Raw genomic sequence first — 26277 nt, forward strand, 5'->3', positions numbered from 1 at the left:
GGCCGGTCCGAACATCGCCGCCGATGCTGGACCCGGCCGGCGGGCTTGGGTATTGCACCAAAGGGCGGGGTGGGCGGGGCCACCCTGGCGCGTCGGTAGCGCGACCGCCGACGCCCGCGCGACGATGCTCGCCGCGGCAGCGGCACGCGCGGCGCCAGGCGCTACGAGGAACGCGGCAAGCGCCCGGCCGCGATCGCCGGCGCCGTGCGCATCACCATTTTCCCGAGGCGCCGCCGCCATCGGAATCGCCGCCGTTGTTGGACCAGCGCGTGCTGGTCGTGTCGCGATCCTCGACCAGCCGGCCGCCCCTGCGCCACCGGATCAGCGCGGGCACGAACGGGCCGACCAGCATCACCGGCAGCAGCACCAGCACGAAAATCTTCATCGGCCACGACAGCTCGGAAAACGCCAGGACTTCGCCGCTGCTCGGCTCGGGCAGGCGTCCGCCGCGCATGACTTCGCTCACCGCCTTGGCGCCGTCCTCGATGCCGCGGCCGAATTCGCCTTCGCGGAACTTCGGCAGCATGTGTTCGTCGATCACCCGCTGGGCGACCGCATCGGTCACCCGGCCGTCGATGCCCGCGCCGGTGTGGATGCGCACGCGGCGGTCGTCCTTGGCGATCACCATCAGCACGCCGTTGTCGAACAGTCGCGACCCCAGGCGTTGTTCGGCGAACGCGCGCTGGGCATACGCCTCGATCGGCTCGCCGCCGGTACTCGCCACGATCAGCACCTGCAACTGCATGCCCATGTGGGTGCGGCGCAAATCGCGCGCGAGCAGGTTCAGACCGTCGCGGGTGGCGGGATCGAGCAGGCCGATGGTATCGACCACCGGCGAGGTCAAAGCGGGAATGTCCGCGCGGCGCGGAGAAGACTCCGGCGTTGATGCGTCGGCCGGCGCGACTGCAGCCGGTGCGGCCTGCACCGGCCCGGCGACCGCGCAAGCGCTTGCGCCCAGGCCCAGCGCCAGCACAACGCGCGCCAACCCACGACGCCATCGATCGATGCGCACCGCGATCAATTCCAGGCCGGCGAGGCAGCGGCGGCGGGCTGGCCGACATCGACCGGCGGCGCGCTTTGGATTTCCAAGACACGAAACATGGCGTCGGTTCCCGCTGGATGATCGCCGCATTGCAGCATCGCCCCGACGGCGGCGCAATGGATGGCGGGTGGTGGCGGGCGGTGCGACATCTGCGGCAGCCTCGGCATCGAATGCTGCGCAGGCGGCAGCGGGAGCGGCTTCGGCTACGACGTTCTGGTGCGGGCCGGCGCGCCGCCGGACGGTGCCGCGGCCGGGGCGGCGAACGCGTACCCTGGCATCCGGACCGGACGGAGCGAGCGCGATGGACACCAAGACGATGACGAGGTTGGCGATCGCAGCGCTGAGCTTGGCCGGCGTTGCCGGGCCGGCGGTGGCGCAGCAGGCCGGGGCCGTCGCCGGCGCCGAAGGCCGGACCGCCGACACCGCAAGCGCCGCGCCCGCCGCGGGGAATACGGGCTACGACGCCACACTGGCCCGGCGCGTCGGCGCCGACGCGCAGGGCATGCGCCAGTACGTGCTGGTGATTCTCAAGACCGGTCCGAACCCGATGCCCGAGGGCGAGCCGCGCAAGGCGATGTTCGCCGGACACTTCGCCAACATGGAGCGGCTGGCCAAGGCCGGCAAGCTGGCCCTGGCCGGCCCCTTCGCCAAGGACCCGGACGGCTGGCGCGGCCTGTTCGTGCTGGCGGTGGACGACCTGGAGCAGGCGCGTGCGCTGGTCGCGACCGATCCGGCCGTGGCGCAAGGGGAGTTCGTCGCCGAGTACCACCGCTGGTACGGCTCCGCCGCGACGATGCTGATACCGGAACTGCACGAAAAGCTGCAGGCGCCCAAGACGCCGGTCCCGTAAGCGCCGACGTCGCCGGCCTTCGGGTCGCGGGACGCGAGCGGCGCCGCGGCCGTACCGATACGCATCTGCCGCCCCACGACTGGCTGGCGCTGCACCGCCGTTTCGTCGTTGCACACGACGCGGCCGCGCCCGTCGTCGCGACGCCCGATGCGGCCGTCTCGCCGCGCCGTTTGCGCATTCGCCCTCGCTGCGCGCCGCAATGGCGGTCGGTGGACAAGGTTTCGATGCGATGCGCATCTAGGATCGGTAAGAAAGCGGATCGATTGTTTGGATCGCTGTCTTAGGCCGCGTCGATAGCGATACCCACGCGGCATGCCTTGCGGAGGCACCGTGTGTGTTGCCCGGCTGCCGTGGCTCGCATCGGATGGTGTCTTCGGGCCGGGATCGGAACGAGCGGGCGGTTTCGTTCGTTTCCCGTTATGCGCGCAGCCAAGGCCTTGTCCGCATTGGTCGGCATGTCGCGACATGGATTGCGACGCCTGGGATCCGCATGGACTTTGGATGCGCGGATGCGTGCAACGCACCTGTTTTTCAGCGGGCTCCAGGTGCCAGGCACGACGCCGATGCGGCGGCGCGCAGCCGATGCGCAGGCAAGCGCGATGTCGACTTTAGTCGCGCCTCCACCGGGTTTTTCGCTGTGCTGGAATCCATCGCACCCGGCCGCTCAGCAGCGCCCGGGCCGACCGCGCCGGCCATTCCGGCCTGCGCATCCATCCTCTGCAATGGAGCAAGACCATGCGTAATTCCCTCCGCGTCCTCGTGTTCTCGGCGCTCGCCGCCGCTTCGCTGATCGGCGGCGGCGCCGTCGCCCAGAGCGGCGTTCGCTACAGCGAAACCATCACCCTGTACCCCGACGAGAACGACGGCGACGGCAAGCTCTACGCGGCGCTCGCCGCGAAGTGCGAGGCGCAGGGCCTGCGCCCGAGCGGCTTCGTCGTCACCGCGCGCGTCCACGACGGCTACGGCCTGGTGTGGTGGCACAGCGGCGAGATCACCTGCCTCGGCCAGTAACGCCGTCGCGGCCGCCGCCTGCGGGCGGCGGCCATCGCCGCCGGCCGCTGCGCGGATTCGCGGAGACGCCGATGCGAATTCGCCGATGCGGATCGGCGGCCGCGAACCAGCGCCGTTCGCTAATGGCCGGCCCGGTCCGGCGCGGCGGCCGCCTCGTCGCCGCGCGCATCCACCGCCAGCGGCCGCACATAGGTCAACAGGCTGGTCAGTAGCTTGCCCGGCTCCTCCCACTGCATCATGTGCGAGGAGCGTTCGAACCACACACCCTGCTTGTACGGCGCCTTCACCCGCTTGAGCCAGGCTTCGGTCGGCTGCGACGGCGTGGTGTAGTCGTGGCGGCCCATGAACATCACCACCGGGATCGGGAATTCGCGCACGCCGGTCATGTCCACGGCGAGGAACTCGGGCAGGATCTTGCCGAGGGTGAATACGTTGCCGGCATCGACCGCGGCGCGTTCGCAGTCTTCGGTGTAGTCCGGCGACAGCCGTGCGGCGCGGTAGAAGTACGGCGATTCGTCGCGGTAGGCGGTAAGGCCGCCGTAGTACTGCGACCACTTGCGCGCGGTGATGATGCGTTCGCGGGTCACCGGCTGGTCGCCGGGGTAGGGCGCGATGGCCTTCATCTCCTCGACCGCGGCGGCGTTGCCGCGGGCCAGCGCCTGCTGCATGCCGTAGTCGAAGCTGAGCTTCTCGTTCTCCATCACCTTGATCGCCTGGCCGATGCCGACATAGGCGTAGAACAGGTCCGGGCGCTTGAGCGCGGCCTGCATGCCGACGATGGTGCCCCAGCTGTGGCCGGCCAGCACGATCTTGCGCTTGCCGTAGCGCTGGCGCAGGTACTGCGCGACCTCGATGGCGTCGTCGACGTAGGTGGCGATGTGGATGCTGTCGGCGTAGCCCTGCGGGTCCTGCAGGGTGTAGGTCTTGCCGGCGCCGCGCTGGTCGTAGTTGACCACGGTGAAGTATTCCTCCAGCGGGCGCTGGAACTGCCACAGCGTCGGGATCAGCGGCGAGGCCGGGCCGCCGTGGACGAACAGCAGGATCGGGTTGTCGCGGTCCTGGCCGCGCACGTTGATCCATTGGCGGATGCCGCCGATCGGCGCGGCGTAGGCCTCCTGGATGCCGCCGGGCGCGTTGATCCGGTCCAGGTCCTGGATCACCGCGCGGGCTTCGGCGTACTTGGACGTGTCCTGGCATTCGGCGGCGCCGGCGGGCGCGGCGCAGGCGGCGGCGAGCGACAAGGCGAGCAGGGCGGGAAGGCGGGTCATGGCGTCGGTCCGGGCCGGGAGTCGATACCTGGGATACGAGCGACGCGGCGACGGTTGCACCGTTACGGCCGACGTCGCAGCGGCCGCGTCCTGTAGGAGCGGCGCGAGCCGCGGCAGCGACAACGCCGCTATTGCGTAGGCCGCGGCGTAGTTGCGTTGTCGCGGTCGCGGCTTGCGCCGCTCCTACAGCGGGCTTGCGGATGGATCGCAGGCGATACGCCGCAACGTGTCCGTCGCCGCCGCAGGCCCGCGTTGTACCTCTTTGTCGCCGCGCTGCCATCGCATTCGCGCCGCGTCCCCAGGAATCGACCGCGAAGGATTGCCTATGCACGAATCCGTCTTGCGCGCGGGCCCGGCCCGCGCCTGAACCGCGCCGGCGCGCGCTCGCGCCCGCTTCGTTCCCATCGCTTCGCGCTTCCCGTCTCGCGGGCCGCGCGCGGACGGCTGCGGCCGTGCGCGCGGCTCCCGGGGCCGGCGCGCCCGTTCCGCGGCGCGCCGGCTGTATCCGTGTGGTCCTACTCACTCAAGGAGCTGAACATGAATCGCCGCACTTTGCGTACCGCCCCGATCCGCTATGCGTTCGCCGCCGTGCTCGCCGCCGCCATGCCCGCGGCGCTGGCCGCGCCGCTGGATTGCGCCAACTACACCTCGGCCGTGACCCCCGCGCCGTACAACACCTGGACCGCGGTCGACGCCTACTGCCCGTCCGACCGCAGCGCCACCGGCGGCGGCTACTACTTCCACGAGGGCAGCCTGGGCGTGCCCAACATCTGGGTCATGCACATCCCGCTGAGCAACGGCTGGCGCACCTGGGTCGACAACCAGAACACCGGCCCTCGCAACGTGCAGACCTATGTGCGTTGCTGCAAGACGATCTGAACCGGCGCCGCGCGCCAACGAAAAAGGCGGCCGCGCGGCCGCCTTTTTCTTCGCCCGCGCGCCGGGTTCAGGGCAGTTTGGTGCCCTGGTCGGCCACCGCCAGCCACTTGAAGCCGTCGTGGGTGTAGGTGACCCCGGTCAGCGCGCGCTGGCGATAGCCCACGCGCGGGATTTCGTAGACGGTCTCGTAGAGGATGTAGGCCGAGCGGCAGCCGTCGACCACGCGATAGCGCTCGGTCCAGCTCCACTTGGCCTCGCGGTCGTTGAAGTGGCTGGCCAGCGTGGTCATGATCGCGTCGATGCCGGTGCGCACCGCGCCGCTGTCGAACACGGTCACCGCGCGTTCGTCGTGGCCGGCGCGGAAGGTCTCGGCGTCGTAGTCGCGGAAGGATTCCATGTCCACGCGCTGGGCCACTTCGAACTGGCGCGCGCACAGGCGGTGCAGGATGTTCTGCGCCGCCAGCGCGGGCGCGGCGCTGGCGGCGTCGACCCCGCCGGCCGGGCCGGCGGCCGCGGCGTTGCCGGCGGCGCCGAGCAAGGCGCCGCAGGCGAGGACGAGGGTGGTACGCAAAACGGTGCGGTGCGGGACGGACATGGCGCGCTCCTGGTCGTGGCGGATGGTGCGCACACGCTAGCGGCGCGCCTGCGCCGGCGTTGTCCCGCGATCGCGGCGCCGTGTGCCCGGCGCCGGCATTGCGCGGCTTGCGCAGCCGCGGGCAGGCGAATGCGCAAGCGCGGGCAAGCGGGCCCGGGCGGCGCCGGGCGCGACTGCGATCACAACCTGCGCGCGAGGTGACAGCCTCCACTGTTGCGCGATGACGCGGAACGCTGCAATGCGCGCACGCGGCCGCAGCGCCGCCGTCGGGGCCGCAGGCGCAGCAGGGGAGCGCTCGCCATCGTCCGTCCCTGGCTTCCGCCGCGGCGCCGCGCGCCGCCACGCACCACAGCAGGGGAACCGCGCCGTGAACATGCAATTCCATTCTTCGACCGTGCCGCGCGCGGCCTGGCTGGCCGCGCTCGCCGTCGCCGCCGCGCTGGCCGCGCCGTGGGCCGCATCGGCCGCCGCGCCCGCGCCGGCACGCATCGGCGCGCAAGGCCAGGCCCACGCCGGGCTGTTGTGGCCGGCCGATCCGACCGCGCGCTATTGCGAACCCGGCGCGCTCGCGCCCGGGCCGGCGCAGGCGCCGGACAAGGCGTTCGTGGTCCCGGCCGGCGACAACAGCGGCTTCGATTTCGCCCGCGACGGCACGTTCTGGTTCGCGCCGGGCGAGCACACCCTCGGCGACCATATCTACAGCCAGGTCATCGCCCGCCCCGGCAACCGCTACATCGGCGCGCCGGGCGCGATCCTGGACGGCAAGAACAAGAACCTCTACGCCTTCACCGGCGATGTCGCCGACGTCGAGGTCCGCCACCTGACCATCCGCAACTTCGGCCGCGGCCGCGACAACTTCGACCAGGGCGTGGTCAACCACGACGCCGGCGCGGACTGGATCGTCGAGGACAACGCCATCGTCGACAACGACGGCGCCGGCGTGTTCCTCGGCAGCGGCAACCGGGTGCGCCGCAACTGCCTGAAGAACAACGGCCAGTACGGCTTCAGCATGTACCGCCCGCCGCTGCAGAGCCTGCCGCCGAGCGCGCAGTCGCCGGTGCCGGGGCGCTCGGCGATCGTCGACATCGTGCTCGAGGACAACGAGATCGCCGGCAACAACACCGACGACTGGGAAAGCTCGATGCGTTGCGGCTGCACCGGCGGCGGCAAGTTCTGGGACGTGCGCGGCGCCGTGGTGCGCGGCAACTACGTCCACCACAACCGCGGCACCGGCCTGTGGGCGGACACCAACAACATCGATTTCCTGTTCGAAAACAACTTCGTCCGCGACAACGACGGCGTCGGCCTGTGGTACGAGATCAGCTACAACGCCACCATCCGCGCCAACACCTTCATCAACAACGGCTGGGTCTCCGGCAACGCCGACCGCGGCTCGCCGGCGCCGGCGATCTACCTGTCCGAATCCGGCGGCGACGCGCGCCTGCCGTCGGCGGTCAGCGGCTCCGACAAGCTGCTGATCCACGACAACTACTTCGAGAACAATTTCTCCGGCGTGTCGATCTACGAGAACGCCAACCGCTTCTGCAACTCCAACGGCAACACCAGTTCGGTGTATTGCACCCCGTTCGTGCACCCGGCGCTGATCGCACGGCCCGACCCGGACCATCCCAGCGCCTACCCGGCGCCGGTCAGCGACCAGCACCCGTGCTACACCGGCATCGGCAGCGACGCCGCGCTGCAGCGCGATTGCCGCTGGCGCGCGCAGAACATCGAAGTGACCGGCAACGAGTTCTACTTCGACCCGGCCGTGGTGCCCTGCGGCCTGTCGAGCTATTGCGGCGCGCAGGCGCTGTACGCGACCGGCGTGGACAACATCGCCTGGTCGCCGTACACGGTGAAGCAGGTGCAGGACGATGTGATGTTCCACAACGGCAACCGCTTCGCCAACAACCACTACTACGGCCCCTGGCGCTTCGCCAAGCGCTACGGCGAGGCGATCGGCTTCAGCGCCTGGCAGGCCGCGCCGTACCTGCAGGACGCCGGCAGCACCACCGACGGCGCGCCGTTCAACCTGATCGACGCGCCGACCGCTACGCTGGAAGAATCCATCGGCCTGTGGACGCCCTGGTACGGCAGCGCGGTGCAACGCGCCGACGTCGGCCGCTCCGGCGCGCACAGCCTGCAGGTGGTGGCCGAGGGAGGCTACTGGGGCGTCACCGTGGCCAACCATCCCGGCTACCTCGCCGACAACGGCGCCAAGCGCGTGAGCGTCTGGGTGCGCCACGTCGCCGGCACCGCGCCGCTGCCGGCCAATGCGCGGCTGCGCCTGCGCTGGCTCAAGGAAGACCGCACGCCGGCCACCGGCGACGAGGACACCTCCTTCAGCGATGTGTTCTTGAACGCGACCGGCGACGACTGGAACCAGGTGTCGGCGCTGGTGCAGCCGCCGGCGCTGACCGCGAGCGTGTGGGTGCAGCTGATCGGCTCCACCGACTCGAGCGGGCACGAGAACGCGAGCTTCCTGCTCGACGATCTGGTGCTGGAGGACGCGCCGCACTGACGTTTCCCGGCCCCGTCGCAGACGGGCCTGCGGCCGCGCCACGCGCGGCCGCTTTTTTTTTTCCGGCGGCCGGCGTGTCCGCCGCCGCGGCCGTTTGGCGTACTTAGAAATGCCGCGCGGACAGCCAGCCCTCGCTGTTCCGCAAAATCGGTCACAAAGGACGTGATCCCTCGCGCGCCGCCCGCCGGATTGCGGGTCGCGGCCGGCGCGCGTCACCGCCTTCAGCCGAGCAAACGGAACGATTCCATGAACGCGAGCCTTGCCGCAGCGCGCACGCTGCCCGACGCCGGCGCCTACGCCGGCAACCCGACCCTCGACACCGACCTCACCCTGGCCCTGGCGATCGCCTCGCGCGCGGCATACGACTACTTCCAGGACCCCAACCAACCGGTCGTCGCGCCGGCTGGCTACGCCATGGTCGACAATTGGACCGGGTGGGACGCGCTGCTGTTCGGCGGCTCGATCGAATCCTTCGGCGTGGTGTTCCAGTCCGTCGCTGAACCGGGCACCTGCATCTTCGCTTTCCGCGGCACCGACTCGGATCTCGACGCCTGGGAGGACGTGCACTTCATCCCCACGACCTTCGTCGCCACCCAGGGCAGCGTCAGCCCGACGCCGTGGGTGTCCTCGGGCTTCTACGGCATCTACGACACCCAGGGCGACGGCATGGCCGCGTCGATGCGCGCGCAGTTGTTCGCGCTGCTGGACAAGTACCAACCGACCCAGCTCTACATCACCGGCCACAGCCTCGGCGCCGCGCTGAGCCAGTTGTTCTCGCTGGACGTGGCGGTGAGCCGGCCGACGACCGCGCTCAACATCAACTTCGCCAGCCCGATGGTCGGCCTGGACAGCTGGGGCAGCGCGTATGCGGGCAAGATCGACGCCAGCCAGAGCATCCGCGTCTACAACTACTGGGACTACGTGCCCTCGCTGCCGCCGTCGGCGTTCGACTACTGCGCGGTCGGCACGGGCTTTCGCACCTCGTTCTATGTCGACAAGGAATGGTTCCCGCACCTGCTGGCGCGGCATGCGCTGTTGAACCTGACCGTGGTGCTGGACAACGCCCTGCCGCTGACGCCGCAACAATGGCAGGGCAGCTTCCCCGACCAGGTCGACGGCGAGACCGAGTGGACGATGGCGAGCACCTATCCGCCGGCCGGCGCCGACGTGCGCTGGGCCGACCAGGCGCAGGCGCTGATGAAGACCGAGGCGGCCGCGGCGGTGAAGGCGGGTTGAGCATCCGGCGGGGCGTGGCGACCGCAGCGGAAGGCGTCGGGCCTGAAGTCCTCCCATGACAGCCGATCAGGTTGTGCCTGCCCTTGTGGGAGGGCCTTCAGGCCCGACGCTTTTCGACCCGGTCGCTACGCCCTTCCCCAAAGCAGGCGCATGCCTTCACCCAGGCATCAATCCGTCCACCCGTATAGTGGCCGCCGTTTTCCGCCACCCAGGTACTCCGCCATGAGCGTCCGCGCCGCTTCCGTCTTCCTGCCGCTGGCGCTGCTCGCGCTGGCCGCCTGCAGCACGCCGTCCGAACCGGTCGCGACCAAGTCCGACCCGGTCCCGCCCGCCGAAGCCAAGGGCGTGGGCATGGCCAATCCGGCCTCGGTGCACTGCCAGAAGCTCGGCGGCACCCTGGATATCCGCACCGGCAAGGACGGCGGCCAGTACGGCCTGTGCCACCTGCCCGACGGCCGGGTCTGCGAGGAATGGGCGCTGATGCGCGACAACAAGTGCGAGAAGCCGGCGGAGTAAGCGCGCCGATGGCCGGGCCGGCTTGGTCCGGCCGCTGGTTCTGATTTGCCGGGTCTGGACCACTCGCCGGCGTCGCGCGCGGCGAGCGCGGGCGGCGGGCCACGCCGCATGCGAGCTGTCGGCCGCGGGCGCGATCCCGCGGCCGCACCGGCGTCAGTCGCGCCCCAACGCTGCGCGCAGGCCGGCGATCTCCAGCTTCAGCGATTCGTTCTCTTCGCTCAGTTCCGCTACGCGCCGGCGCAGCGCCTGCAGTTCCTCGCTCTCGTCCGCGTTCGCCACGAACCGCGCCGGCGCGGCTTCTTCCTCGATCTCCACCGGCTTGGCCTCGCGCGGCTTGCGCTTGGACTCGCGTACGCGCTTGGCCGCCTGCTTGAGCTCGGCGCCGCCGGCCAGGGCCGCGGCGCGCTGCTCGTCTTCGGGCAGGGTCGCGACCGCGGCGGCGGCGTTGATCGAGATCGCGCCGGACTTCACCGCGGCCACCACTTCCGGTGCGGCCTGCTTGTGGATGGTCTCGATCATGCCGACCTGGCTGTTGCTCAGGCGCGCGGCCTTGGCCAGCGCCTGGCGGCTGTCCAGCGGCGGCGCCTGGAAGGTCGCATCGTCCGACCACGGCGGCGCGTCGCCGGGCTCGCCGGCGGCTTCGGCCGGCGCGGCGGCCGCTTCGGCCTCGGCCTGGGCCGCGCGCTCGGCCTCGGCGCGCGCGCGCCGTTCGGCCAGGATCTCGCGTTTGCGCAGCGCCAGCACGCCGCGCTGGAAGTCCGAGACGCTGCGCCGGCCCAGGTGCTGGTCGATCATCCACAGGTGGACGTCGTCGAGGGTCTTGAAGCGCTTGTTCTGCACGGTCTGGAACGGCAGCCCGTGCTGCTTGCAGATGCCGTAGCGGTTGTGGCCGTCGACCAGCACGTCGCCCCACAGGATCAGCGCGTCGCGGCAGCCTTCGGCGAGCAGGCTGGCCTCCAGCGCCTCGTGCTCCTCCGGCGTCAGCGGATCGATGTAGGCCTTGAGCGACTCGTTGATGACGATATCCATGCGGCGTGCGGCGTTCGGAACGGTGGGGGCGGGCATTGTAGGCAGTCGCGGCCGCCGCGTCAGGCCGGCGGCCGGCGCGCGCGCGGATCGGCCATACTGGACCGGCCGCGATTCGCGGCGGCCACGCCGAGGGGACGGATGCGGCAAAGTGCAATCGCGGCCGCGGGCTGGTTCGCGCTGGCCGCCGGCGCCGCCGGCGCGCATGGCATCAGCCTCGGCGCCGGCGAGGTGCCCAAGGGCTGGGCGGCGATCGCCGCGCCCGAGGATGCCGCGCAATGGCAGTGCGCGATCGACGCCCTGCGTCCCTGGCAAGTGCTGGCCGACGGCGACGGGCGCGTGCGGATCGCGCCGCCGCAACCCGCGCCGCCGTTGCGGGTGACGCTGGCCGACGGGGCGATGAGCGCCGCCGGCGACGGCCGGATCGAATGGACGCCGCGCCAGGGCGAGGCCAAGGCCGGGTTCGTGCTCAGCAACGCCGACCTGCGGCCCAAGGCCGCGACCGAATTCGGCGGCGACGTATTCCTGGCCGAAGGGCGCAGCCGCGACGGCCGCTATCCGGGCGCGATCGTGCGCTTCGAGCGGCGCGACGCGCAGCGTTGGCGGATCCACCGCGCGCTCGAACTCGACGCGACCCCGGCCGCGGCGGTGCGCAGCGGCGAACGCGACTGGGTGGTGCTGACCCAGACCGGCCTGGTCCGCATCGACCTGGCCGCGCAGCGGCAGCGGCCGCTGCACGTCAATCCGCGTTGGGCGCGGCTGCAACCGCAGTCGCTGCAGGCCTCCGGCGCGGGCTGGCTGATCGGCACCGCGCACGGCCTGGTGCGCTTGCAGCCGTTCGGCGAACGTTTCAGCGAACAATGGCTGGTGCCGGAGAACTGCCGGCGGCTGGCCGCGCCGCAGTGCGGGTGCCGGCCGCAGCGGCTGGAGCGCTAGCGCAGACGACTTCACGATGCAGGCAGGCAACGGACGATGACGGCGATGACATGGATGCTGGCGGCTGCGGCCGCCGCGGTGGTGGCGACCGGCGGCGACGCGCCGCCTTCGGGCTGGGTGGCGATCGATCCGCCGCGCAGCGAAGCGGGGCTGCAGTGCGTGAACGACTCCCGGCAGGCATGGTTTGTCGGCCGCGCCGCAGACGGCACGCCGGAACTGCGGGAAGGGCGCCGGGAACGCCCTGCCTTGCGGGTGCGCGAGGTGTTCGACGACGGGGCCTTGCTCGGCTACAACCACGGCGAGTTCGGCGGCTGGATCCAATGGCTGCCGCGCGACGGCGGTGCGCGCTTCGAACAGCGCCAGGTCGATCCGGTGACGGCGACGCGTTACCGCGGCGAGGCGGTGATCGCCGAGGGGCTGGCGCATATGGGCGTCAACCGCGGCTCGATCCTGCGCTTCGAGCGCCGCGACGGGCGCCGCTGGCGCATCCACCGCCTCGCCGAGCTCGACGCCGCACCGGTGGCGGCGCTGCGGCGCGGCGACAAGGAGTGGGTGCTGCTGTTGGTCGACGGCCTGGCGTCGGTGCAACTCGACAGCGGCCGCGTCCAGCGCCTGCATCGCGCGCGCGATTGGTTCGCGGGCCGGGTCGATTCGATCCAGCCGCTCGGCGACGGCTGGTTGATCGGCAGCGCGCGCGGCGCGATCCGGCTGGAAGCGGTGGCCGGCGGCGGTTACCGCGAACGCTGGTGGGTGCCGGCGCCGTGCGCGGCGCTGGAGCCCCACTGCAGTTGCGCCCGATCCGGGCTTTAGCCGGTCGCGCGCAGACGCGTCCCGGCGCGCCGGCGCGTCCATCGGCGAGGGACCGCAGCGGCCGACAGCGGCGGCGATGCCGCATGCGTGGCGGTGTCAGCCGACCCGCCGATAACGCGAGACCCAATTGGTTTCCCAACTCGCGCCGCCGTCGGCCGAATACGCCTGCTCCCATTGCACGCGCTCGGCGCCGATGTCCGTCCACAGCCCGCGCACCTTGACCGTCGTGCCGCGCAGTTCGCTCTCGCCGAAGAACCGGCCCTCGCCGTCGGCGAAGCCGCCGATCATCGGCGCGGCGATGCGCTGCGGGTTGCGGGTGTCCAGCCACCAGTCGGCCCAGCGGCGCGCGGCCGGGTCGAAGCTGCGCAAGGCCAGGCCGCGATAGGGCAGGCCGGGGCGATTCACCACGCTTTCGTCGAACTGGGCGAGGCCGCCGAACAGCGACTGGGTCTGGCAGCGGCCTTCGAATTCTTCCCAGTCGTCGCTGCCCATCAGCCGTTCCCGCAGGCGGCGGTAGCGCACCTGCCAATGGCCGAGGAAGAAGTCGAAGGCGCGTGCGGGATCGGCGCCGCCGGCCGCGGCGGAGACCGCGGGCGCGGCGGCGATGGCCGCGGCCGGCAGCGCCGCGGCGACGGCGGCGAGCAACGGCGCGCGCAGCAGCAGGCGGCGGGACGGGTCATGGGGGGCGTGCATGCGCGGTCCTGGCGTGGGCGGGCGGGTCGGCGGCGCGCGGCTCAGCCCGCGCCGTGGCCCAGGCGGGTGTCGGTGGCGAGCCAGTTGACCTGCCAGCGGCGGCCGCCGTCGGTGGAGACGGCTTGTTCGAACAGGCAGCGGTCGGCGTGCGGGCAGTGGATGCGGAAGCGCACCCGCACCGGCCGGCCGTCGAGGCGGTCGTCGCCGAAGAATTCGCCGCGGCCGTCGACGAAGCGGCCGGCCAGCGGCGCGGTGAGGGCGCCGTCGCGCAGGTTGGCGTAGTGGATGCGCCATAGCCGCGTGGCCGGTTCGTACAGCCGCAGGGCGACGCCGTCGATGCGTCCGGCCGGGCCGGCCACGGCCAGTTCGGCGAGATTGGCGCGGCCGCCGTGCACGGCGACGACGCGGGTGGTGCCGGTGTATTCCAGCCACCGCGGCGCGGCGCCCGGCGACGCGGCCAGGCGCCGCACCTGGGTGCGCCACAGGCCGGTCTCGAAATCGAAATCGCGTTGGCCGTCGCGGCCGGCCGTGGCTTGCGTCGTGGCCGCCTGGACCACGCCGCACGGCGACGCGGCCAGCGCGAGCAAGGCGGCGAGGGCGCCGGCGCACAGCGCCAAGGTCGGGCGGCTCGCGGCTTCGGACGAGGGCATCGGCGCAGCTCCCAGGACGGTCGCGGCCACTGTGCGGCGCGCCGCCGCGTCGCCTCAAGGGCCACTCTGGCGGTCGGCGCGCAGGCCACTTCGCCGCGCGCGCCGTGCGCGCTAGGCTGGCGGCGAACGCAAGGAGACGCGCATGCGCATGAAACGGATCGTCGTCGCCTGCTGCCTGGCCGCCGCCTGCGCGGGGTGTCCGGACCGCGGCGGCGGGCAGGGGCGCGCCGCCGCCGCCGCGCCGCCTGCGCCCGCGCCGGCAGCCACGCCGCTGCCGCCGCAGGCGCGCGAGTACCGCACCGACCACTACGCCATCTTCAGCGCCGCCCCGCCGGCCCAGACCGTGCGCGTGGCGACCGCGGCGGAGGCGCTGTACCGCGCCTACGGCGAGTTCTTCGCCCTGCCGCCGGCGGCGGCCGACGCCCGCCTGCGCCTGATCCTGTATCGCGACCGCGCCCAGTTCTCCGCGTTCAACACTTCGATGCCCTGGGCCGAGGCCTACTACCGCACGCCGTACTGCCACGCCTATTTCGACCAGAACTCGGACAGCCCCTATCACTGGATGCTGCACGAGGCCACCCACCAACTGCATGCCGAGCGCGCCGGTTTTGCGCGGGCGAAGTGGATCAACGAAGGCGTGGCCAGTTACTTCGGCGCGAGCCGGCTCGACGGCGCGCGGCTGCGGCCGGGCACGATCGATCCGGGCGCCTATCCGATCTGGTGGTTGCCGGACCTGCCGCTGTCGGGCTCGCTCGAACGCGACCTGCGCTCGGGCCTGCTGATCCCGCTGCGGCAGTTGATCGACGACAGCGGGCCGCCGATCGGCGGACGCCATCTCAACGTGTACTACCTCGAGTACTGGAGCCTGTCGCACTTCCTGTTCCACTACGACGGCGGCCGCTACGCCGCAGCCTATCGCCGGCTGCTGCGCGGGCGCGGCACGCTGGCCGAGTTCGAGCGCGAGCTGGGGCCGGTGCAGGCGATCCAGGCGCAGTGGTACGCCTATCTGCTGGAGAAGCGCGCCGAGATCGCCGACGGCGGCGCGCTGGCGCAGGCGACGCCGCTGCGGCGGCGCTGAACGCGGCGGCGGCGCGCGCGTTCAGCGCTCATGCGCCTTGCCGGCGGCGCGATGCCGACATCGATGCCTGCCTCGGCAGGCGCGCCGGGTCCGATGGATGCGGCGGCGATGGATGCGGCCGCCGCATCGCCGAAACGAATCCGCGGTTGTCGTTGACAGCGCGCGCAGCGGAGCTTTGAATTCTCCCGGCCCGGCCGATGCGCGAGTCGCAACGATTTCTTTTGGCCGGTACGAGTATTTCTTGCAGCGGCCCCGCGGCCGCATGCGCGACGCGGCGGCTGCGGCCGCCGGTCTTCACCGGATCGGCCTTGGCCGTTCTCATCGACTGGAACCGCCATGGCCCACACCCGCATCAACCTCGGCGCGCTCAAGGCTTTCGAGGCCGCCGCGCGCGCGCTCAGCCTGACCCGCGCGGCCGACGAGCTCAACGTCACCCAGGCTGCGGTCAGCCACCAGGTGCGCCTGCTGGAGAACCAACTCGGGGTCGAACTGTTCCGCCGCCTGCCGCGCGGGCTGGCGCTGACCGACGAAGGCCTGGGCCTGTTGCCGGCGATCCAGGAAGCGTTCGACCGCATCGACAGCGCGCTCGACCGGGTCGGCGACGGGCTGGCGCGCGAAGTGGTGCACGTCGGCGCGGTCGGCACCTTCGCCAGCGGCTGGCTGCTGCCGCGGCTGGCCGAGTTCGCGCGCCTGCATCCGTCGGTGGACGTGCGCGTGAGCACCAACAACAACCGCGTCGATCCGGCCGCCGAAGGCCTCGACTACGCGGTGCGCTTCGGCCGCGGCACCTGGCCGGGCATGGAGAGCCGGTTCCTGATGCCCGCGCCGCTGACCCCGCTGTGCACGCCGGCGATCGCCCAGCAACTGCGCGAGCCGGCCGAACTGGCGCGCTTCGCGCTGCTGCGTTCGTACTTCGTCGACGACTGGCGGCTGTGGTTCGAAGCCGCGCGCGCGGTGCCGTGCGGGCCGATCAACGGCGCGATCTTCGATTCCTCGCTAACCATGGTGCAGTGCGCGCTGCAGGGCCTGGGCGTGGCCCTGGCGCCGCCGTCGATGTTCGCGCGCGAACTCGCCCAGGGCCTGCTGGTGCAGCCCTTCGACATCGCCCTCGACGCCGGCGGCTACTGGCTGACCCGGCTGGCGTTGAAACCGGCCGGCGACGGCGCGTCGGCGTTCGCGGGGTGGCTGGAGCGGGCTTGCGCGGAGTGAGCGGCGCAGCGGCAGCCGCGCGCGCGCCGGTCGTTCAGGCCAGGGTCTTGGCCAACAGCCACAGCATCGCGCTGCGCGCCTGTCGCGCGTCCGCGCCGGCGTCGATCTCCAGCGCCGCGCGGTCGAAACACGCCGAGAGCAGGCGGGCGAGGGGGGCGACGTCGACGTTCGCGTCGCCCAGCGCCTCGGCCAAGCCTTGCTGCAAGGCGCTGCCCGCGTTGGCCTGGTCGATCGCGCCGGCCTGCTCGGGGCCGAGCACCGCCGGCGCGTCGATCAACAACAGCCTCGTGCGGCCGGGCACGGTCATGCTGTCCAGGTACGCCTCGGCGCCGCGGATCAACGCGGCTCGGGCGGGCAGCTCGGCCGGGGCGGCCGCGAGGATCGCGTCGCGCACGGCTTCGGCTTCCGCGTCCAGCACTTGCCGGAACAGGTCGCGCTTGTCGGCGAAGTGGTGGTACAGCGCGCCGCGGGTCAGGCCGGCCGCGGCGACGACATCAGGGGTCGAGGTGTCGGCGTAGCCGCGGGCGACGAACAGGGCGCGGGCGGCGTCGAGCAGGGCGCGGCGGGTGCCTTCGGTGCGTTCGCGGTTGCTGCGGCCGGCGCGGGAGGGCGCGCGGCGTCGATCGGTGGTTTCCATACATGCAGCCTGTATGTTAATTTAAGCTTACATGCAGACTGTATGTAAAAGCCTCCCGCCGCGACAAGCCCGACCCGCCAGGAACCGACGCCCATGAAGATCGCCAGCTTCTACCCCGTACTCATGACCGCCGACGTCGCCGCCACCGCGGCCTTCTATCAGGCCCATTTCGGCTTCGTCGCGCTGTTCGCCGCCGACTGGTACGTGCACCTGCAATCGGCCGAGGACCCGTCGGTCAACCTGGCCGTGCTCGACGGCGCCCACGCCACGATCCCTGAATCCGGCCGCGGCCGGGTCGGCGGCCTGTTGCTGAACTTCGAGGTCGAGGACGTCGATGCGGTCCACGAGCGGCTCGTCGCCGCCGGCCTGCCGGTGCTGCTGGGCCTGCGCGACGAAGCCTTCGGCCAGCGCCACTTCATCACCGCCGATCCCAACGGCGTGCTGCTCGACATCATCACCCCGATCGCGCCGAGCGCGGAGTTCGCTGCGCAGTACGCGGACGGCGCGCTGCCCGTTTGAACGGCGCGGCGGGTCGAAGACGTGCGGCCGCTCAACCAGTGTCGGCGTGCGCATGGAACTCGTCGGCGTCGCGGCTGCGGCCCCAAAGACGGGCCAGCCGCTCGAACCCGCGTTCGAAGGCATCTGCCGGGCCGCCCGCGGTGGCCCGTTCGCAGTCCAGGCCCAACGCGACCAGCCACAGCGCATCGAAACGACGGTTGAGGCTCATCAGCCGCCGGTCGACGGCTTCGATGTCGACGGTTCCCGCGCGATATTCGCGATGCAACTCCAGCAGGCATTGGCCGGCGATGCTTTCATCGTCGAGTCGGGACGCATCGACATGCCGCGCCAGGATGCTGCGCGCGAGCGTCTGTACCGGTTCGGCGGTGGATTCGCCGGCCAATAGCGCGATATCCAGGTCTCCGCGATCGGTGTCCTCGCGCAGCCGTTGCACGGCCCATTCGATGCAGTCCTCGTGCGCATCGCGCCAGCCGCCCGCCAGGCGGCAGTAGTGCTTCAGCAATTGCTCGATCATTCGCACGCGCGAGGCTCTCCGGCAAGGGCGGCAGCGTAGCCGTGCGCTTGAGGACGCATCAAGCCGCGGCGACGACGCCCGTCGCCAGCGCCGCTGCTTCGTCGGCGAACATCGCCATCGCCGTGTTCATGCGCTTGAAGCCCAGGCCCAGGTAGAAGCCTTCCTTGCCCGGGTTGGCGTAGAGCAGGATCTTGCGGTGGCCCTGCGCGCGCCGCACCAGCGATTCGACGATGGCCTTGCCCAGGCCGCTGCCCTGGTGGCGCGGATGCACGGCGATGTCGCTGAGGTAGGCGCAATCCACGCCGTCGGCGAGCGCGCGGCCGGCGCCGACCAGGCGCCCGTCGGCGTAGACCAGGACGACGTAGCGGCTGTTGCCGAAGGCGGTGCGCAGGTAGTCGGGGCTCTTTTCGCCCAGCGGCGCGATCCGGTACAGCTCGGACAGTTCGTCCCAGTCCACCGCGTCCAGTCGTTCGATCCATTGCATGGCGTGCGCTCCAGGGGAATCGGGTGTCGGTGGATGCCGGCGTCAGTGCGCTTCGCGCCGCGCCAGCCACACGCCGGCCAGGATCAGCGCGCCGGCCGCGGCCATCGGCGCGGTCACCGGTTCGCCCAGCAGCAGCCAGGCCCAGGCCACGCCGAACAGCGGGATCAGGTAGGTGACCAGCGAGGTGCGGGCGGCGCCGATGCGCGCCACCAGTCGGTAGAACAACGCGTAGGCCAGGCCGGTGCAGAGCAGGCCCAGCAGCGCCGCCGCGGCCCAGGCGCGCGCGCCGACCGGTTGCGCCGGCCATTGCGCCAGCGCCGCCGGCAGCATCAGCAGCGCCGCGCTGAGCAGGGTCGCGCTGGCCACCGCCGCCGGCGGCAGGCCACCGAGGTGGCGGCGCACCAGGTGCAGGCCGACGCCGTACAGGAACGCCGCCGCGCAGCCCGCCGCGACCGCCCAGCCGACCGCCGCGCCGGTGCCGCCGCTCTTGCCCGCCGCCAGCACGCCGACGCCGGCGAAGCCGCCGAGCAAGGCCAGCGCGCGGCGCTTGCCGATCTTCTCGCCGAAGAACGCGAAGCCGACCAGCGCAGCGAACAGCACGGTCATGGCGCTGGCGATCGCGCCGATCCCGGCCGGCGCGCGTTCGGCGCCCCAGGCGAACAGCGCGAACGGCACCGCCGAGTTGATCGCGCCGACCAGCGCCAGCTTCGGCCACAGCCGCAGCGGGAACTGCGCCCGCGCGCGCCACAGCAGTGGCGCCAGCACCAGCCCGCCGAGCGCCAGGCGCACCTCGACCAGCGCCAGCGGCCCGAACGCCGGCGCGGCGACGCGCATGAACAGGAACGAGATGCCCCAGATCGCGGCCAGCGCGGGCAGTTCCAGCGCGTCCAGGCGCAGGCGGGCGGCGAATCCGGTGGGGGCGAGGGCGGCGTTCATGGCGGCTCGGCGATGTCGGGCGGTGTGGTTACTGTAGGTCGGTACTGGCTCTGTCTGTGGACCAGATATGGGTAATTGAATGGAGCCAGTTGGCGCCGGGAGGCTGCGCAGCGGACGCCGAGCGTGCGGCCGCCGCCGCGGGCGGCCGAGGCGCCCGCTGCGGTGCGAGGCTTCGCTCGGGTCTGGCGAATCCGCGGCCGCACTGCGACTGAATTGTCGCGGCGTGGCACTTCGCATTCTTCGCTGGCGCACAAGGCCGGCGCACTGACAGAATCGCGTGGCGCTGCGCAGGGGGCGGCGCGCGGGACGGCCCGGGGACACGCGGCCGCTCCCCGGCGATGTGCGGCGCAGGCCGTGCGTAGCCCCTTGCGATGCCACTCCGCGCGCCACGACGGCGCAGCCGCCGCCTGCCATCACAAGGATCGTTCGATGTCGTCCTCCGCCCGTCCCCTCCGCCGCGCCCTGTTGGCGCTGGCCTGTTCCCTGGCCTGCCTGTCGGCCGCACAGGCGCAGCCCGCGCCGGCGGCGAAGCCGCAGCCGGCCGCCAAGGCCGCGTCCGCCGCCGCCAAGGCCAGCTCCGCCCCTGCTAAATCCGCCGCTGCCAAGTCCGAAGCCAAGCCGGCCGCCTCGCCGCTGTCGCCGGCCGATCGCGCCTACATCGAGCGGATCGGCGAGGTCGAAGCGCTCGTCGACGACGAAGCCCGCTGCAAGGGCTACCCGGACCTGCCCGACAACCAGTGGCTGCCCGGCGCCGCGCAGGGCCGCTGCAGCCTGCTGCGCAAGCCGGCGTGGTCGCTGGAGCAGATCGACGCCCTGCTCGGCGACAAGGACGGCGCGGCCGAACTGGACCGGCGCTTCGCCGAACTGCTGGACCAGCACTACCGCGTGCAGGCCCAGCGCGAGCAGATCTTCCGCGCGTTCAAGGCCTTCGACGCCAGCGCGCGCGCCGGCGAGATCGCCCAGCGCTGGCTGCGCGCGGCGCCGCGCAGCGCCTACGCGCGGGTCGCCCTGGCCAGCCATTACCAGACCATCGGCGAGGAGGCGCGCGGTTTTTCCGCGCTGAGCCAGGTCGGCGATGCGCAACGCCAGGACATGCAGTCGCAGTTCGCCAAGGCGCTGCCGCTGTACGACCAGGCGCTGGAACTGGAACCGCGGCTCAGCGTCGCCTGCGTGCAGCAGACGGCCATCGGCCGGCATGTGTCGCAGGAGCTGTGGCAGCACGCGACCGAGCGTTGCCGCGCGATCGATCCGGATTCCTACTACGTGGTCTACGGCCGCATCCTCGCCTCGCAGCCCAACTGGGGCGGCTCGATGCAGGCCCTGCGCGAGGCGGTCGAGGACGCGCGCCAGCGCGCGCCGCGCAATCCGATCCTGGGCGCGGTGGTCGGCGAAGCGGAGGGCTTCCCGGTCTCGCCGATCTCCGGCGCGCCGATGGTGACGGCGGACTTGGCGCGGGTGTCGAAGCTGGCGCCCAGCGGCACCTTGATGAGCTATGCCGCGCGCGCCTACGCCCACGACGGCGACCACTGGCGCACCTTCGTCTACGCTTCGCAGGCGGTGCGCTTCTGGCCGCACAACGCCGAGTTCCGCAACTTGCGCGCGACCGCGCTGATGATGCTGAACATCCCCGGCTGGGCGGCGATCGACCTGGAGCAGGCGGTGCGCGACGCGCCGCGCGACCCCGACGTGCGCTCGCAACTGATCAAGGTGCTGACGATGGCCGGCCGCGCCGACGACGCCATCGCCCAGTTGCAGCCGCTGCGCGCGCTGTCGCCGCAGGAAGCCGCGCGCACCCGCTTCTTCGTCTGCGGGCAGCTGGCGCAGGGGCCGCAGTACGGCGCGACCGCGGTGCGCTGCGTCAACGAACTCGTCGCCGAGGTGCCGGAGATCTACGAAGCGGCCCAGATGCGCGCGTTCGTGCTGCTGCAGGCGCGCGACCCCGGCGCCAAGGCGGCGATCGACGCGGTGCTGGACTGGCCCGACCCGGACGGCAGCGCCCACGTGCGCACGGCCAAGGAGCGCGCGCGCATGTGGAAGGCCGACCTGGAGACCAACAAGACGGCGTTGCCGGTGCGCTAGGCGCGCTTGCCGAAAGCCCGGCGAGGTTTGCCGGCCCGCGGCCCTGCGCCGCGCGCCGGCAGCGGTGTTGTTGCGCGTCGCCGCGGCCGCGGAACAGACGTCCGCGCGGGGCGTCGCGCGGACTGTCCCGGTCGTTGCCGCGCAGCGCAACGACCCACGCGACGCCATGGGCGGGGTTTCGGCCCCGCCGCGGCCGGCTCAGTCCGCTGCGTCCGCGTCGCCCGCCGCGCGCCCGCGCAAGCGTTCGATCGCCTCGATCGCCGCCCGCATCCGCAGCCGCGCCGCCGGATTGGCCGAATGCACCTGCAGCCGCGGCGCCGCGAAGCCGCGCTCGGCCACCGCCCGCTCGATCCACAGCAGCACGTCGTAACCGGTGCCGCGCGCGTCGTCGCCGAGGTCGTGGTCCAGGCTCAGGTCGGTCACCGCACCCGCCGCGAGCAGGGCGATGGCCTCGTCCGGCCAGTACACCCGCACCCAGCCGGGCGGGGTCTCGCGTTCGTCGTCGAGGTAGACGCGCATCGCTGTGCTCGGGGTTTGGCGCGGCCGCCGATGCTGCCAGCGGCCGCCGCACGCGGCAAGCGCGCGGCGCGGCGCGAGCGCGCCGGCCGCCCGGACGCGCCGGCGAGGTCGGCGCCGCGCGCACAGGATGCGCGCGCGGTCGCAACGGAATGAGCCGGCCGCCACGGATCGCGACATTGGCCTTCGCGCCGTGTCCTCCGCCGCGCGCCGGCGAGCGTTAGAGCTAGCGAGTGCCGCCGCGTCGGCATCGCTTGCGCGGTTCCTGCCCGCCGGCGTTTGCGGATCCAAGCGCCGTTTCAAACGCCGGACGTTTCCGTCACCGAACATTCGCAGGTTCTTCATGCGTGCAGCCTCGCTTACCGCCGAACAGGCCCGGTGCGCCGCCGGACCCGCGCGCCTGCACGCGCGCGGCTTCGCGGCGATCGACGACTGCGACGACGCTCCGGTTCTGCGCCACTGCGATGGCCTCAATGTGTGTTTCCTGCGCGCGGTGCGTATCTATCGGCACACTCGCCCGTACTTGCCTTTATCGGCCCGCCGATCGCATTCGCGACGCACGTCGCAAGCACCGAAATGCAATTTGAAATTGCATGAAACAACCATCGAAAATAAGCTCGCGCCCGGTCGGCCGTCGCAAAGCGCTCAGCGCGCGATCACGCCGGCGGCGCCGCGCCGTTGCCCCGCATGAGCGCGCACGTGGACCAAGGAGGCAGGCGATGACCCGTTACTGGATCCAGGCCGGCGACACCACCAGCGGCGGCGGCAGCGTGCTGGGCGAGCGCAGCGGCGACGGCCGGCCGCGCTGGGCGCGGATCGGCGACGCCGTGCACTGCGGCATGCACGGCATGACCGTGATCGTCACCGGCGACCCCGAGCAGCGCCTCGACGGCCGCGCGGTCGCGCGCCACGGCGATTTCTGCGCCTGCGGCTGCATCCTGATCTCGCTCAGCCAGATCCGCTCGATCGTCGAGCTGGGCACCGACCTGATCGCCTCGCCGCACGCGCGCCGCGGCTGAGCGCGCCGGCGCCGCGCGGCTACACTGCGCGCGGGCCGCTGCGGCCCGCGATCCGGGACGCGCGGCCGCATGGATCTGGCCCTGTTCGATTTCGACGGCACCATCACCGTCCGCGAAACCTTCGCCGGCTTCGTCCGCGCCAGCGTGAGCCGGCGCCGGCGCTGGCTCGGCGGCGCGGCGCTGGCGCCGCACTACCTGGGCTACAAGCTCGGCTGGCTGTCGGGCGAACGGGTGCGCCGGCGCGTGGTCGCGGTGGCGCTGCGCGGCCGGCGCGAGGACGAAGTGCGCGCGGCCGCCGCGCGCCACGTGGACGAGGTGGTGTCGGCGCAGATCCGCCCGCAGGCGCGGGCGCGCATCGATTGGCACCGCGCGCGCGGCGACCGGGTGGTGGTGGTGACCGCGAACCTGGACCTGTTCGTCGCCCGCTGGTGCGAGCAGCAGGGGCTGGAATACATCAGCTCGCGCCTGGAAAGCCGCGACGGCGTGCTGACCGGGCGCTACCTCGGCCGCGACTGCTGCGGGGAGGAAAAGCCGCGGCGGGTGCGCGAGGCGATCGCGCTCGACCGCTACGGCTGCGTGTACGCCTACGGCGACACGCCGGAGGATCGCGCCTTGCTGGCGCTGGCCGACCGGCGGTTCTATTGCTGGCAGGAAGTGGACTAACCACGCGCACCGACGCGCACCGCACGCGCCGCGGCGAATTCGCGCCGCGTTCGCGCAAATCGCCGCCGCCGCCGGCGCGCTTCGCGGCGCAGGTCACGCCGGCAACGCGACATCACGCTGAACCCGTGCGGCGCGCCGATGCGGCGGGCGACTGCCCAGCATGCGCCGCCCGCATCGCCGCGGCGCGCGGCGCGGCCGGTTCCATGACCGCCTTCGCGCAATGCGCATGACCCGGCGCACCGCGCTTAACGCCGTCGTCGCGCGTATAGCCGCGCGCTATGGCTGCGATCGATTCAAACGATTTTCGCGCGCCCGCGCGGCGGCCTAGCGTCGCGGTGGGCCGTCGCGACCGCGCCGGCCCGTCCTCCATCGTTGGGAGAAACCCGCATGAGGCTCAGCCAGTCTCCGCGCAGGCGGCCGTGGATCTTGCTCGCGGCCGGCGCGCTCGGCGCCTGCGGCGTCGCGATCGCCGCCGACCCGCCGACCAGCTATATGCCGGTGGTGATCAAGGAAACCTTCGCCGCGATCAAGGCGCGCATGGAACGCGACAAGCCCGCCGTCGAGCGGCGCCAGCGCAGCCTGCTGGAACAGCGCTACGACCTGTCCGACCAGCCCGTGCGCGGGTTGCGCATGTCCGGCGGCAAGCCGGTGCAGGGCGGGGTGCGGGTGCGCCTGCCGGCCGGCGCCAGCTGGGAGCAGCTGGCGGCGATGACGCCCGAGCAGATCCGCGAGCGCGACCTGTTTCCGGCCGGCTTCCTGCCGCTGCCGCATCCCAACCACGCCGAGGGCGGCATGGTGTTCCCGAAGTTCCACATCGAGGCGCTCAAGCGCGCCGAGCAGCGCGACCTGACCCGCTTCGACCTGGACTTCGACCTGCCCGACCACTTCCTGCCGGATTTCCCGGCGCCGATCTACCTGACCACGCGGCCGGACCTGGGCGATGTGTCCAAGGGCCAACTGGTGACCATCAACAACTACTACGAACTGTTCAACGGCGTGCTCAATCCCAAGCAACTCGAAGGCCTGCGCCTGCTGGTGACGCCGTTCGCGCAGCAGCAGTTCAACCAGACCGAGGACCGCCGCTCGGCCTTGCCCAGCCGCGGCGTGGCCTGCCTGGACTGCCACAGCAACGGCCATACCGTCGCCGCGACGCATCTGGTCGGCGACATCCGCCCGCAGCCGTTCCGCCACCGCATCGACACGCCGACCTTGCGCGGGGTCAACGTGCAGCGGTTGTTCGGCTCGCAGCGCGCGCTCAAGACGGTCGAGGACTTCACCGAGTTCGAGCAGCGCGCGGCGTATTTCGACGGCGACCCGGTGATCGCGACCAAGAAGGGCATCAACATCCTCGACCGCGGCCATCAGGTGCATGCGATGGGCGAATTCCAGGCGATCCTCGACTTCCCGCCGGCGCCCAAGCTCGACCTGTTCGGCAAACTCAAGCCCAGCGCGTCGGATGCGCAGAAGCGTGGGCAGGAGCTGTTCTTCGGCAAGGCGCAGTGCTCGGCCTGCCACGCGCCGCCGTACTACACCGACAACAGCATGCACAACCTGCAGGTCGAGCGTTTCTTCAAGCCGCAGACCATCAACGGCCGCTTCGCCGCGATGGACGGGCCGATCAAGACCTTCCCGCTGCGCGGGATCAAGGACTCGCCGCCGTACCTGCACGACGGCCGCCTGCTGACCCTGGAGGACACGGTCGAGTTCTTCAATGTGGTCCTGCAGACCCGGCTGGAGCCGCAGGAGAAGGACGACCTGGTCGCGTTCCTGCGCGCGCTGTGAGCGCGCGCCCGGCCGCCGCGCTCAATACGGCGGCGGCGAGGCGGGCGCCCAGCCCTGGGCCTGGTACGAGGCCGCGCCGGGCACCGCGAACAGCCAGCCCTGGGCGTCGCTGCGCTGGCGCTGCAGGTCGGTGGCGAACGCGCCCAGGGCGAAGCGGATGGTCTGGGTGCCGTGGATCGGACAGGCGACCGCGTGGACCTGGGCGAAGCCGGCGAGGTCGACGGCGCGCAGGGCGACGGTGCGCGCGAGCGCGGCGCGGTAGCTGTCCCAATCGGCGTGGCCGCTGAGCGTGTTGTCGTCGGCGAGGCCGACCAGCACCAGCACCGAGCCCGCCGCCGGCGATTCGTCGAGCAGCGCGAGCTGGCTGGGCTGGATCGGGCCGCAGTGCTCGCTCGGCGCCGGCAGCAGGCTGGCGCCGGCGAGGATCATCTCGATGGCGCGCAGCACGGTGGGGTGATGCGGTTCCAGGGTAAGGACGGCGTACATGGCGGCCTGGCGCGGACGGGACCCATGCCAACGCGCGGCGGCCGCGGGCGTGAACGGCGCGAACGCGGCGCCGGCAACGGCTGCAACACCGGCCGCTCAGGCGAACGCCGGACGCCATCCCGATCTCGCCCCGCCGGTCGCCACGGCCGGCATACGCGCAAGCGAAGGCCAACCGCAGTCCGGCTCTCGCCGCGACGACGCCCGGTGGGCGTCCTGCGCCGCGCGGGGCAAACCAAAAGCCCCTCTCCCGCGAGCGGGGAGAGGGGCCGCAGGCGACGCGGCCGGTGCGGGACGAGGTTGGGATGGGAACCTGCGGTCCCGC

The 26277-nt window shown here is 72.1% G+C and carries 28 protein-coding genes; 16 read left to right on the forward strand and 12 right to left on the reverse strand.

Annotated features, from left to right (window positions below; genetic code table 11):
• Positions 1–211: 211 nt before the first annotated feature.
• Positions 212–1351, reverse strand: a complete 1140-nt coding sequence (locus tag BLV01_RS14230) for a TPM domain-containing protein (RefSeq protein WP_139178693.1) — start codon at positions 1349–1351, stop codon at positions 212–214.
• Here BLV01_RS14230 and BLV01_RS26860 point away from each other — a divergent pair.
• Entirely contained in the window at positions 1344–1892 is a 549-nt protein-coding gene (locus BLV01_RS26860; RefSeq protein ID WP_091800758.1) for a YciI family protein, read from the forward strand. The genes BLV01_RS14230 and BLV01_RS26860 overlap by 8 nt on opposite strands.
• 735 nt (positions 1893–2627) lie before the next feature.
• Positions 2628–2903, forward strand: coding sequence for a hypothetical protein (locus BLV01_RS14240; protein ID WP_139178694.1), 276 nt, complete (start codon positions 2628–2630; stop codon positions 2901–2903).
• Between the two features lie 119 nt (positions 2904–3022).
• Here the strand turns inward: BLV01_RS14240 and BLV01_RS14245 are convergent, their stop codons facing one another.
• Positions 3023–4171: an alpha/beta hydrolase gene (locus BLV01_RS14245; RefSeq protein WP_091800763.1), complete on the reverse strand. Its 1149-nt coding sequence runs from the start codon at positions 4169–4171 to the stop codon at positions 3023–3025.
• Positions 4172–4708: 537 nt separating this feature from the next.
• Here BLV01_RS14245 and BLV01_RS14250 point away from each other — a divergent pair.
• The gene (locus BLV01_RS14250) at positions 4709–5050 is read left to right on the forward strand and encodes a hypothetical protein (protein ID WP_091800766.1); all 342 of its coding nucleotides are present in this window, start codon (positions 4709–4711) and stop codon (positions 5048–5050) included.
• A 67-nt stretch (positions 5051–5117) separates the two neighbouring features.
• Here BLV01_RS14250 and BLV01_RS14255 read toward each other — a convergent pair whose 3' ends face one another.
• Complete coding sequence (locus tag BLV01_RS14255; RefSeq protein ID WP_139178695.1) at positions 5118–5645, reverse strand: hypothetical protein; 528 nt, start codon at positions 5643–5645, stop codon at positions 5118–5120.
• Positions 5646–6018: 373 nt separating this feature from the next.
• Between BLV01_RS14255 and BLV01_RS14260 the strand changes: the two genes are divergently transcribed.
• The 3 genes from BLV01_RS14260 to BLV01_RS14270 all read left to right on the forward strand — a co-directional run bounded on the left by BLV01_RS14260 (position 6019) and on the right by BLV01_RS14270 (position 9918).
• Complete coding sequence (locus BLV01_RS14260) at positions 6019–8166, forward strand: right-handed parallel beta-helix repeat-containing protein (protein WP_254782651.1); 2148 nt, start codon at positions 6019–6021, stop codon at positions 8164–8166.
• A gap of 246 nt (positions 8167–8412) precedes the next feature.
• Positions 8413–9402, forward strand: a complete 990-nt coding sequence (locus BLV01_RS14265; protein ID WP_091800775.1) for a lipase family protein — start codon at positions 8413–8415, stop codon at positions 9400–9402.
• A 222-nt stretch (positions 9403–9624) separates the two neighbouring features.
• On the forward strand, positions 9625–9918 hold the full coding sequence (locus BLV01_RS14270; RefSeq protein WP_091800778.1) for a putative hemolysin: 294 nt from the start codon (positions 9625–9627) through the stop codon (positions 9916–9918).
• Between the two features lie 153 nt (positions 9919–10071).
• Here the strand turns inward: BLV01_RS14270 and BLV01_RS14275 are convergent, their stop codons facing one another.
• Complete coding sequence (locus BLV01_RS14275) at positions 10072–10947, reverse strand: ParB N-terminal domain-containing protein (RefSeq protein WP_091800781.1); 876 nt, start codon at positions 10945–10947, stop codon at positions 10072–10074.
• A gap of 138 nt (positions 10948–11085) precedes the next feature.
• On the opposite strand from BLV01_RS14275, the gene BLV01_RS14280 reads away from it, so the two are divergent.
• Positions 11086–11880 carry a hypothetical protein gene (locus BLV01_RS14280; protein ID WP_091800784.1) on the forward strand — a complete coding sequence of 265 codons (795 nt, stop codon included), beginning with the start codon at positions 11086–11088 and terminating at the stop codon, positions 11878–11880.
• 36 nt (positions 11881–11916) lie between these two features.
• Positions 11917–12690: a hypothetical protein gene (locus tag BLV01_RS14285; protein ID WP_139178697.1), complete on the forward strand. Its 774-nt coding sequence runs from the start codon at positions 11917–11919 to the stop codon at positions 12688–12690.
• 96 nt (positions 12691–12786) lie between these two features.
• Here the strand turns inward: BLV01_RS14285 and BLV01_RS14290 are convergent, their stop codons facing one another.
• Positions 12787–13383 (reverse strand): hypothetical protein, encoded by a 597-nt coding sequence (locus tag BLV01_RS14290; RefSeq protein ID WP_091800790.1) that lies wholly within the window; start codon positions 13381–13383, stop codon positions 12787–12789.
• 41 nt (positions 13384–13424) lie between these two features.
• Positions 13425–14033: a hypothetical protein gene (locus tag BLV01_RS14295; RefSeq protein ID WP_091800792.1), complete on the reverse strand. Its 609-nt coding sequence runs from the start codon at positions 14031–14033 to the stop codon at positions 13425–13427.
• A 142-nt stretch (positions 14034–14175) separates the two neighbouring features.
• On the opposite strand from BLV01_RS14295, the gene BLV01_RS14300 reads away from it, so the two are divergent.
• Together BLV01_RS14300 and BLV01_RS14305 are read left to right on the forward strand one after the other, a co-directional pair.
• On the forward strand, positions 14176–15111 hold the full coding sequence (locus BLV01_RS14300; RefSeq protein WP_139178698.1) for a hypothetical protein: 936 nt from the start codon (positions 14176–14178) through the stop codon (positions 15109–15111).
• A 336-nt stretch (positions 15112–15447) separates the two neighbouring features.
• On the forward strand, positions 15448–16320 hold the full coding sequence (locus BLV01_RS14305; RefSeq protein ID WP_091800798.1) for a LysR family transcriptional regulator: 873 nt from the start codon (positions 15448–15450) through the stop codon (positions 16318–16320).
• A gap of 34 nt (positions 16321–16354) precedes the next feature.
• Here the strand turns inward: BLV01_RS14305 and BLV01_RS14310 are convergent, their stop codons facing one another.
• Positions 16355–16957 carry a TetR/AcrR family transcriptional regulator gene (locus tag BLV01_RS14310; RefSeq protein ID WP_091800801.1) on the reverse strand — a complete coding sequence of 201 codons (603 nt, stop codon included), beginning with the start codon at positions 16955–16957 and terminating at the stop codon, positions 16355–16357.
• 93 nt (positions 16958–17050) lie between these two features.
• Between BLV01_RS14310 and BLV01_RS14315 the strand changes: the two genes are divergently transcribed.
• Positions 17051–17476 carry a VOC family protein gene (locus tag BLV01_RS14315; protein ID WP_091800804.1) on the forward strand — a complete coding sequence of 142 codons (426 nt, stop codon included), beginning with the start codon at positions 17051–17053 and terminating at the stop codon, positions 17474–17476.
• Positions 17477–17507: 31 nt separating this feature from the next.
• On the opposite strand, the gene BLV01_RS14320 is transcribed toward BLV01_RS14315, so the two are convergent.
• The 3 genes from BLV01_RS14320 to BLV01_RS14330 are packed head-to-tail and all read right to left on the reverse strand — an operon-like array spanning position 17508 to position 19410.
• Positions 17508–17990, reverse strand: coding sequence for a hypothetical protein (locus BLV01_RS14320; RefSeq protein WP_091800807.1), 483 nt, complete (start codon positions 17988–17990; stop codon positions 17508–17510).
• A 58-nt stretch (positions 17991–18048) separates the two neighbouring features.
• Complete coding sequence (locus BLV01_RS14325) at positions 18049–18474, reverse strand: GNAT family N-acetyltransferase (RefSeq protein WP_091800810.1); 426 nt, start codon at positions 18472–18474, stop codon at positions 18049–18051.
• A 42-nt stretch (positions 18475–18516) separates the two neighbouring features.
• Positions 18517–19410: a DMT family transporter gene (locus tag BLV01_RS14330; protein WP_091800813.1), complete on the reverse strand. Its 894-nt coding sequence runs from the start codon at positions 19408–19410 to the stop codon at positions 18517–18519.
• 429 nt (positions 19411–19839) lie between these two features.
• Here BLV01_RS14330 and BLV01_RS14335 point away from each other — a divergent pair, with 429 nt between their 5' ends.
• A complete protein-coding gene (locus tag BLV01_RS14335) occupies positions 19840–21489 on the forward strand; it encodes a DUF4034 domain-containing protein (protein ID WP_091800816.1) in 1650 nt (549 codons plus the stop codon).
• Positions 21490–21687: 198 nt separating this feature from the next.
• Here the strand turns inward: BLV01_RS14335 and BLV01_RS14340 are convergent, their stop codons facing one another.
• Complete coding sequence (locus tag BLV01_RS14340) at positions 21688–22008, reverse strand: cyclic-phosphate processing receiver domain-containing protein (protein ID WP_091800818.1); 321 nt, start codon at positions 22006–22008, stop codon at positions 21688–21690.
• Positions 22009–22348: 340 nt separating this feature from the next.
• Here BLV01_RS14340 and BLV01_RS25500 point away from each other — a divergent pair, with 340 nt between their 5' ends.
• The 4 genes from BLV01_RS25500 to BLV01_RS14355 all read left to right on the forward strand — a co-directional run bounded on the left by BLV01_RS25500 (position 22349) and on the right by BLV01_RS14355 (position 25469).
• The gene (locus tag BLV01_RS25500; RefSeq protein ID WP_139178699.1) at positions 22349–22696 is read left to right on the forward strand and encodes a hypothetical protein; all 348 of its coding nucleotides are present in this window, start codon (positions 22349–22351) and stop codon (positions 22694–22696) included.
• A 28-nt stretch (positions 22697–22724) separates the two neighbouring features.
• The gene (locus tag BLV01_RS14345) at positions 22725–23024 is read left to right on the forward strand and encodes a PAAR domain-containing protein (protein ID WP_091800822.1); all 300 of its coding nucleotides are present in this window, start codon (positions 22725–22727) and stop codon (positions 23022–23024) included.
• A gap of 69 nt (positions 23025–23093) precedes the next feature.
• Positions 23094–23687, forward strand: a complete 594-nt coding sequence (locus BLV01_RS14350) for an HAD-IB family hydrolase (protein WP_091800825.1) — start codon at positions 23094–23096, stop codon at positions 23685–23687.
• Positions 23688–24074: 387 nt separating this feature from the next.
• Positions 24075–25469: a cytochrome B6 gene (locus BLV01_RS14355; protein ID WP_091800829.1), complete on the forward strand. Its 1395-nt coding sequence runs from the start codon at positions 24075–24077 to the stop codon at positions 25467–25469.
• A 21-nt stretch (positions 25470–25490) separates the two neighbouring features.
• Here BLV01_RS14355 and BLV01_RS14360 read toward each other — a convergent pair whose 3' ends face one another.
• The gene (locus BLV01_RS14360; RefSeq protein WP_091800832.1) at positions 25491–25955 is read right to left on the reverse strand and encodes a hypothetical protein; all 465 of its coding nucleotides are present in this window, start codon (positions 25953–25955) and stop codon (positions 25491–25493) included.
• Positions 25956–26277 lie beyond the last annotated feature (322 nt).

Source organism: Lysobacter sp. yr284, from assembly GCF_900107375.1.
Classification (GTDB): Bacteria; Pseudomonadota; Gammaproteobacteria; order Xanthomonadales; family Xanthomonadaceae; genus Lysobacter.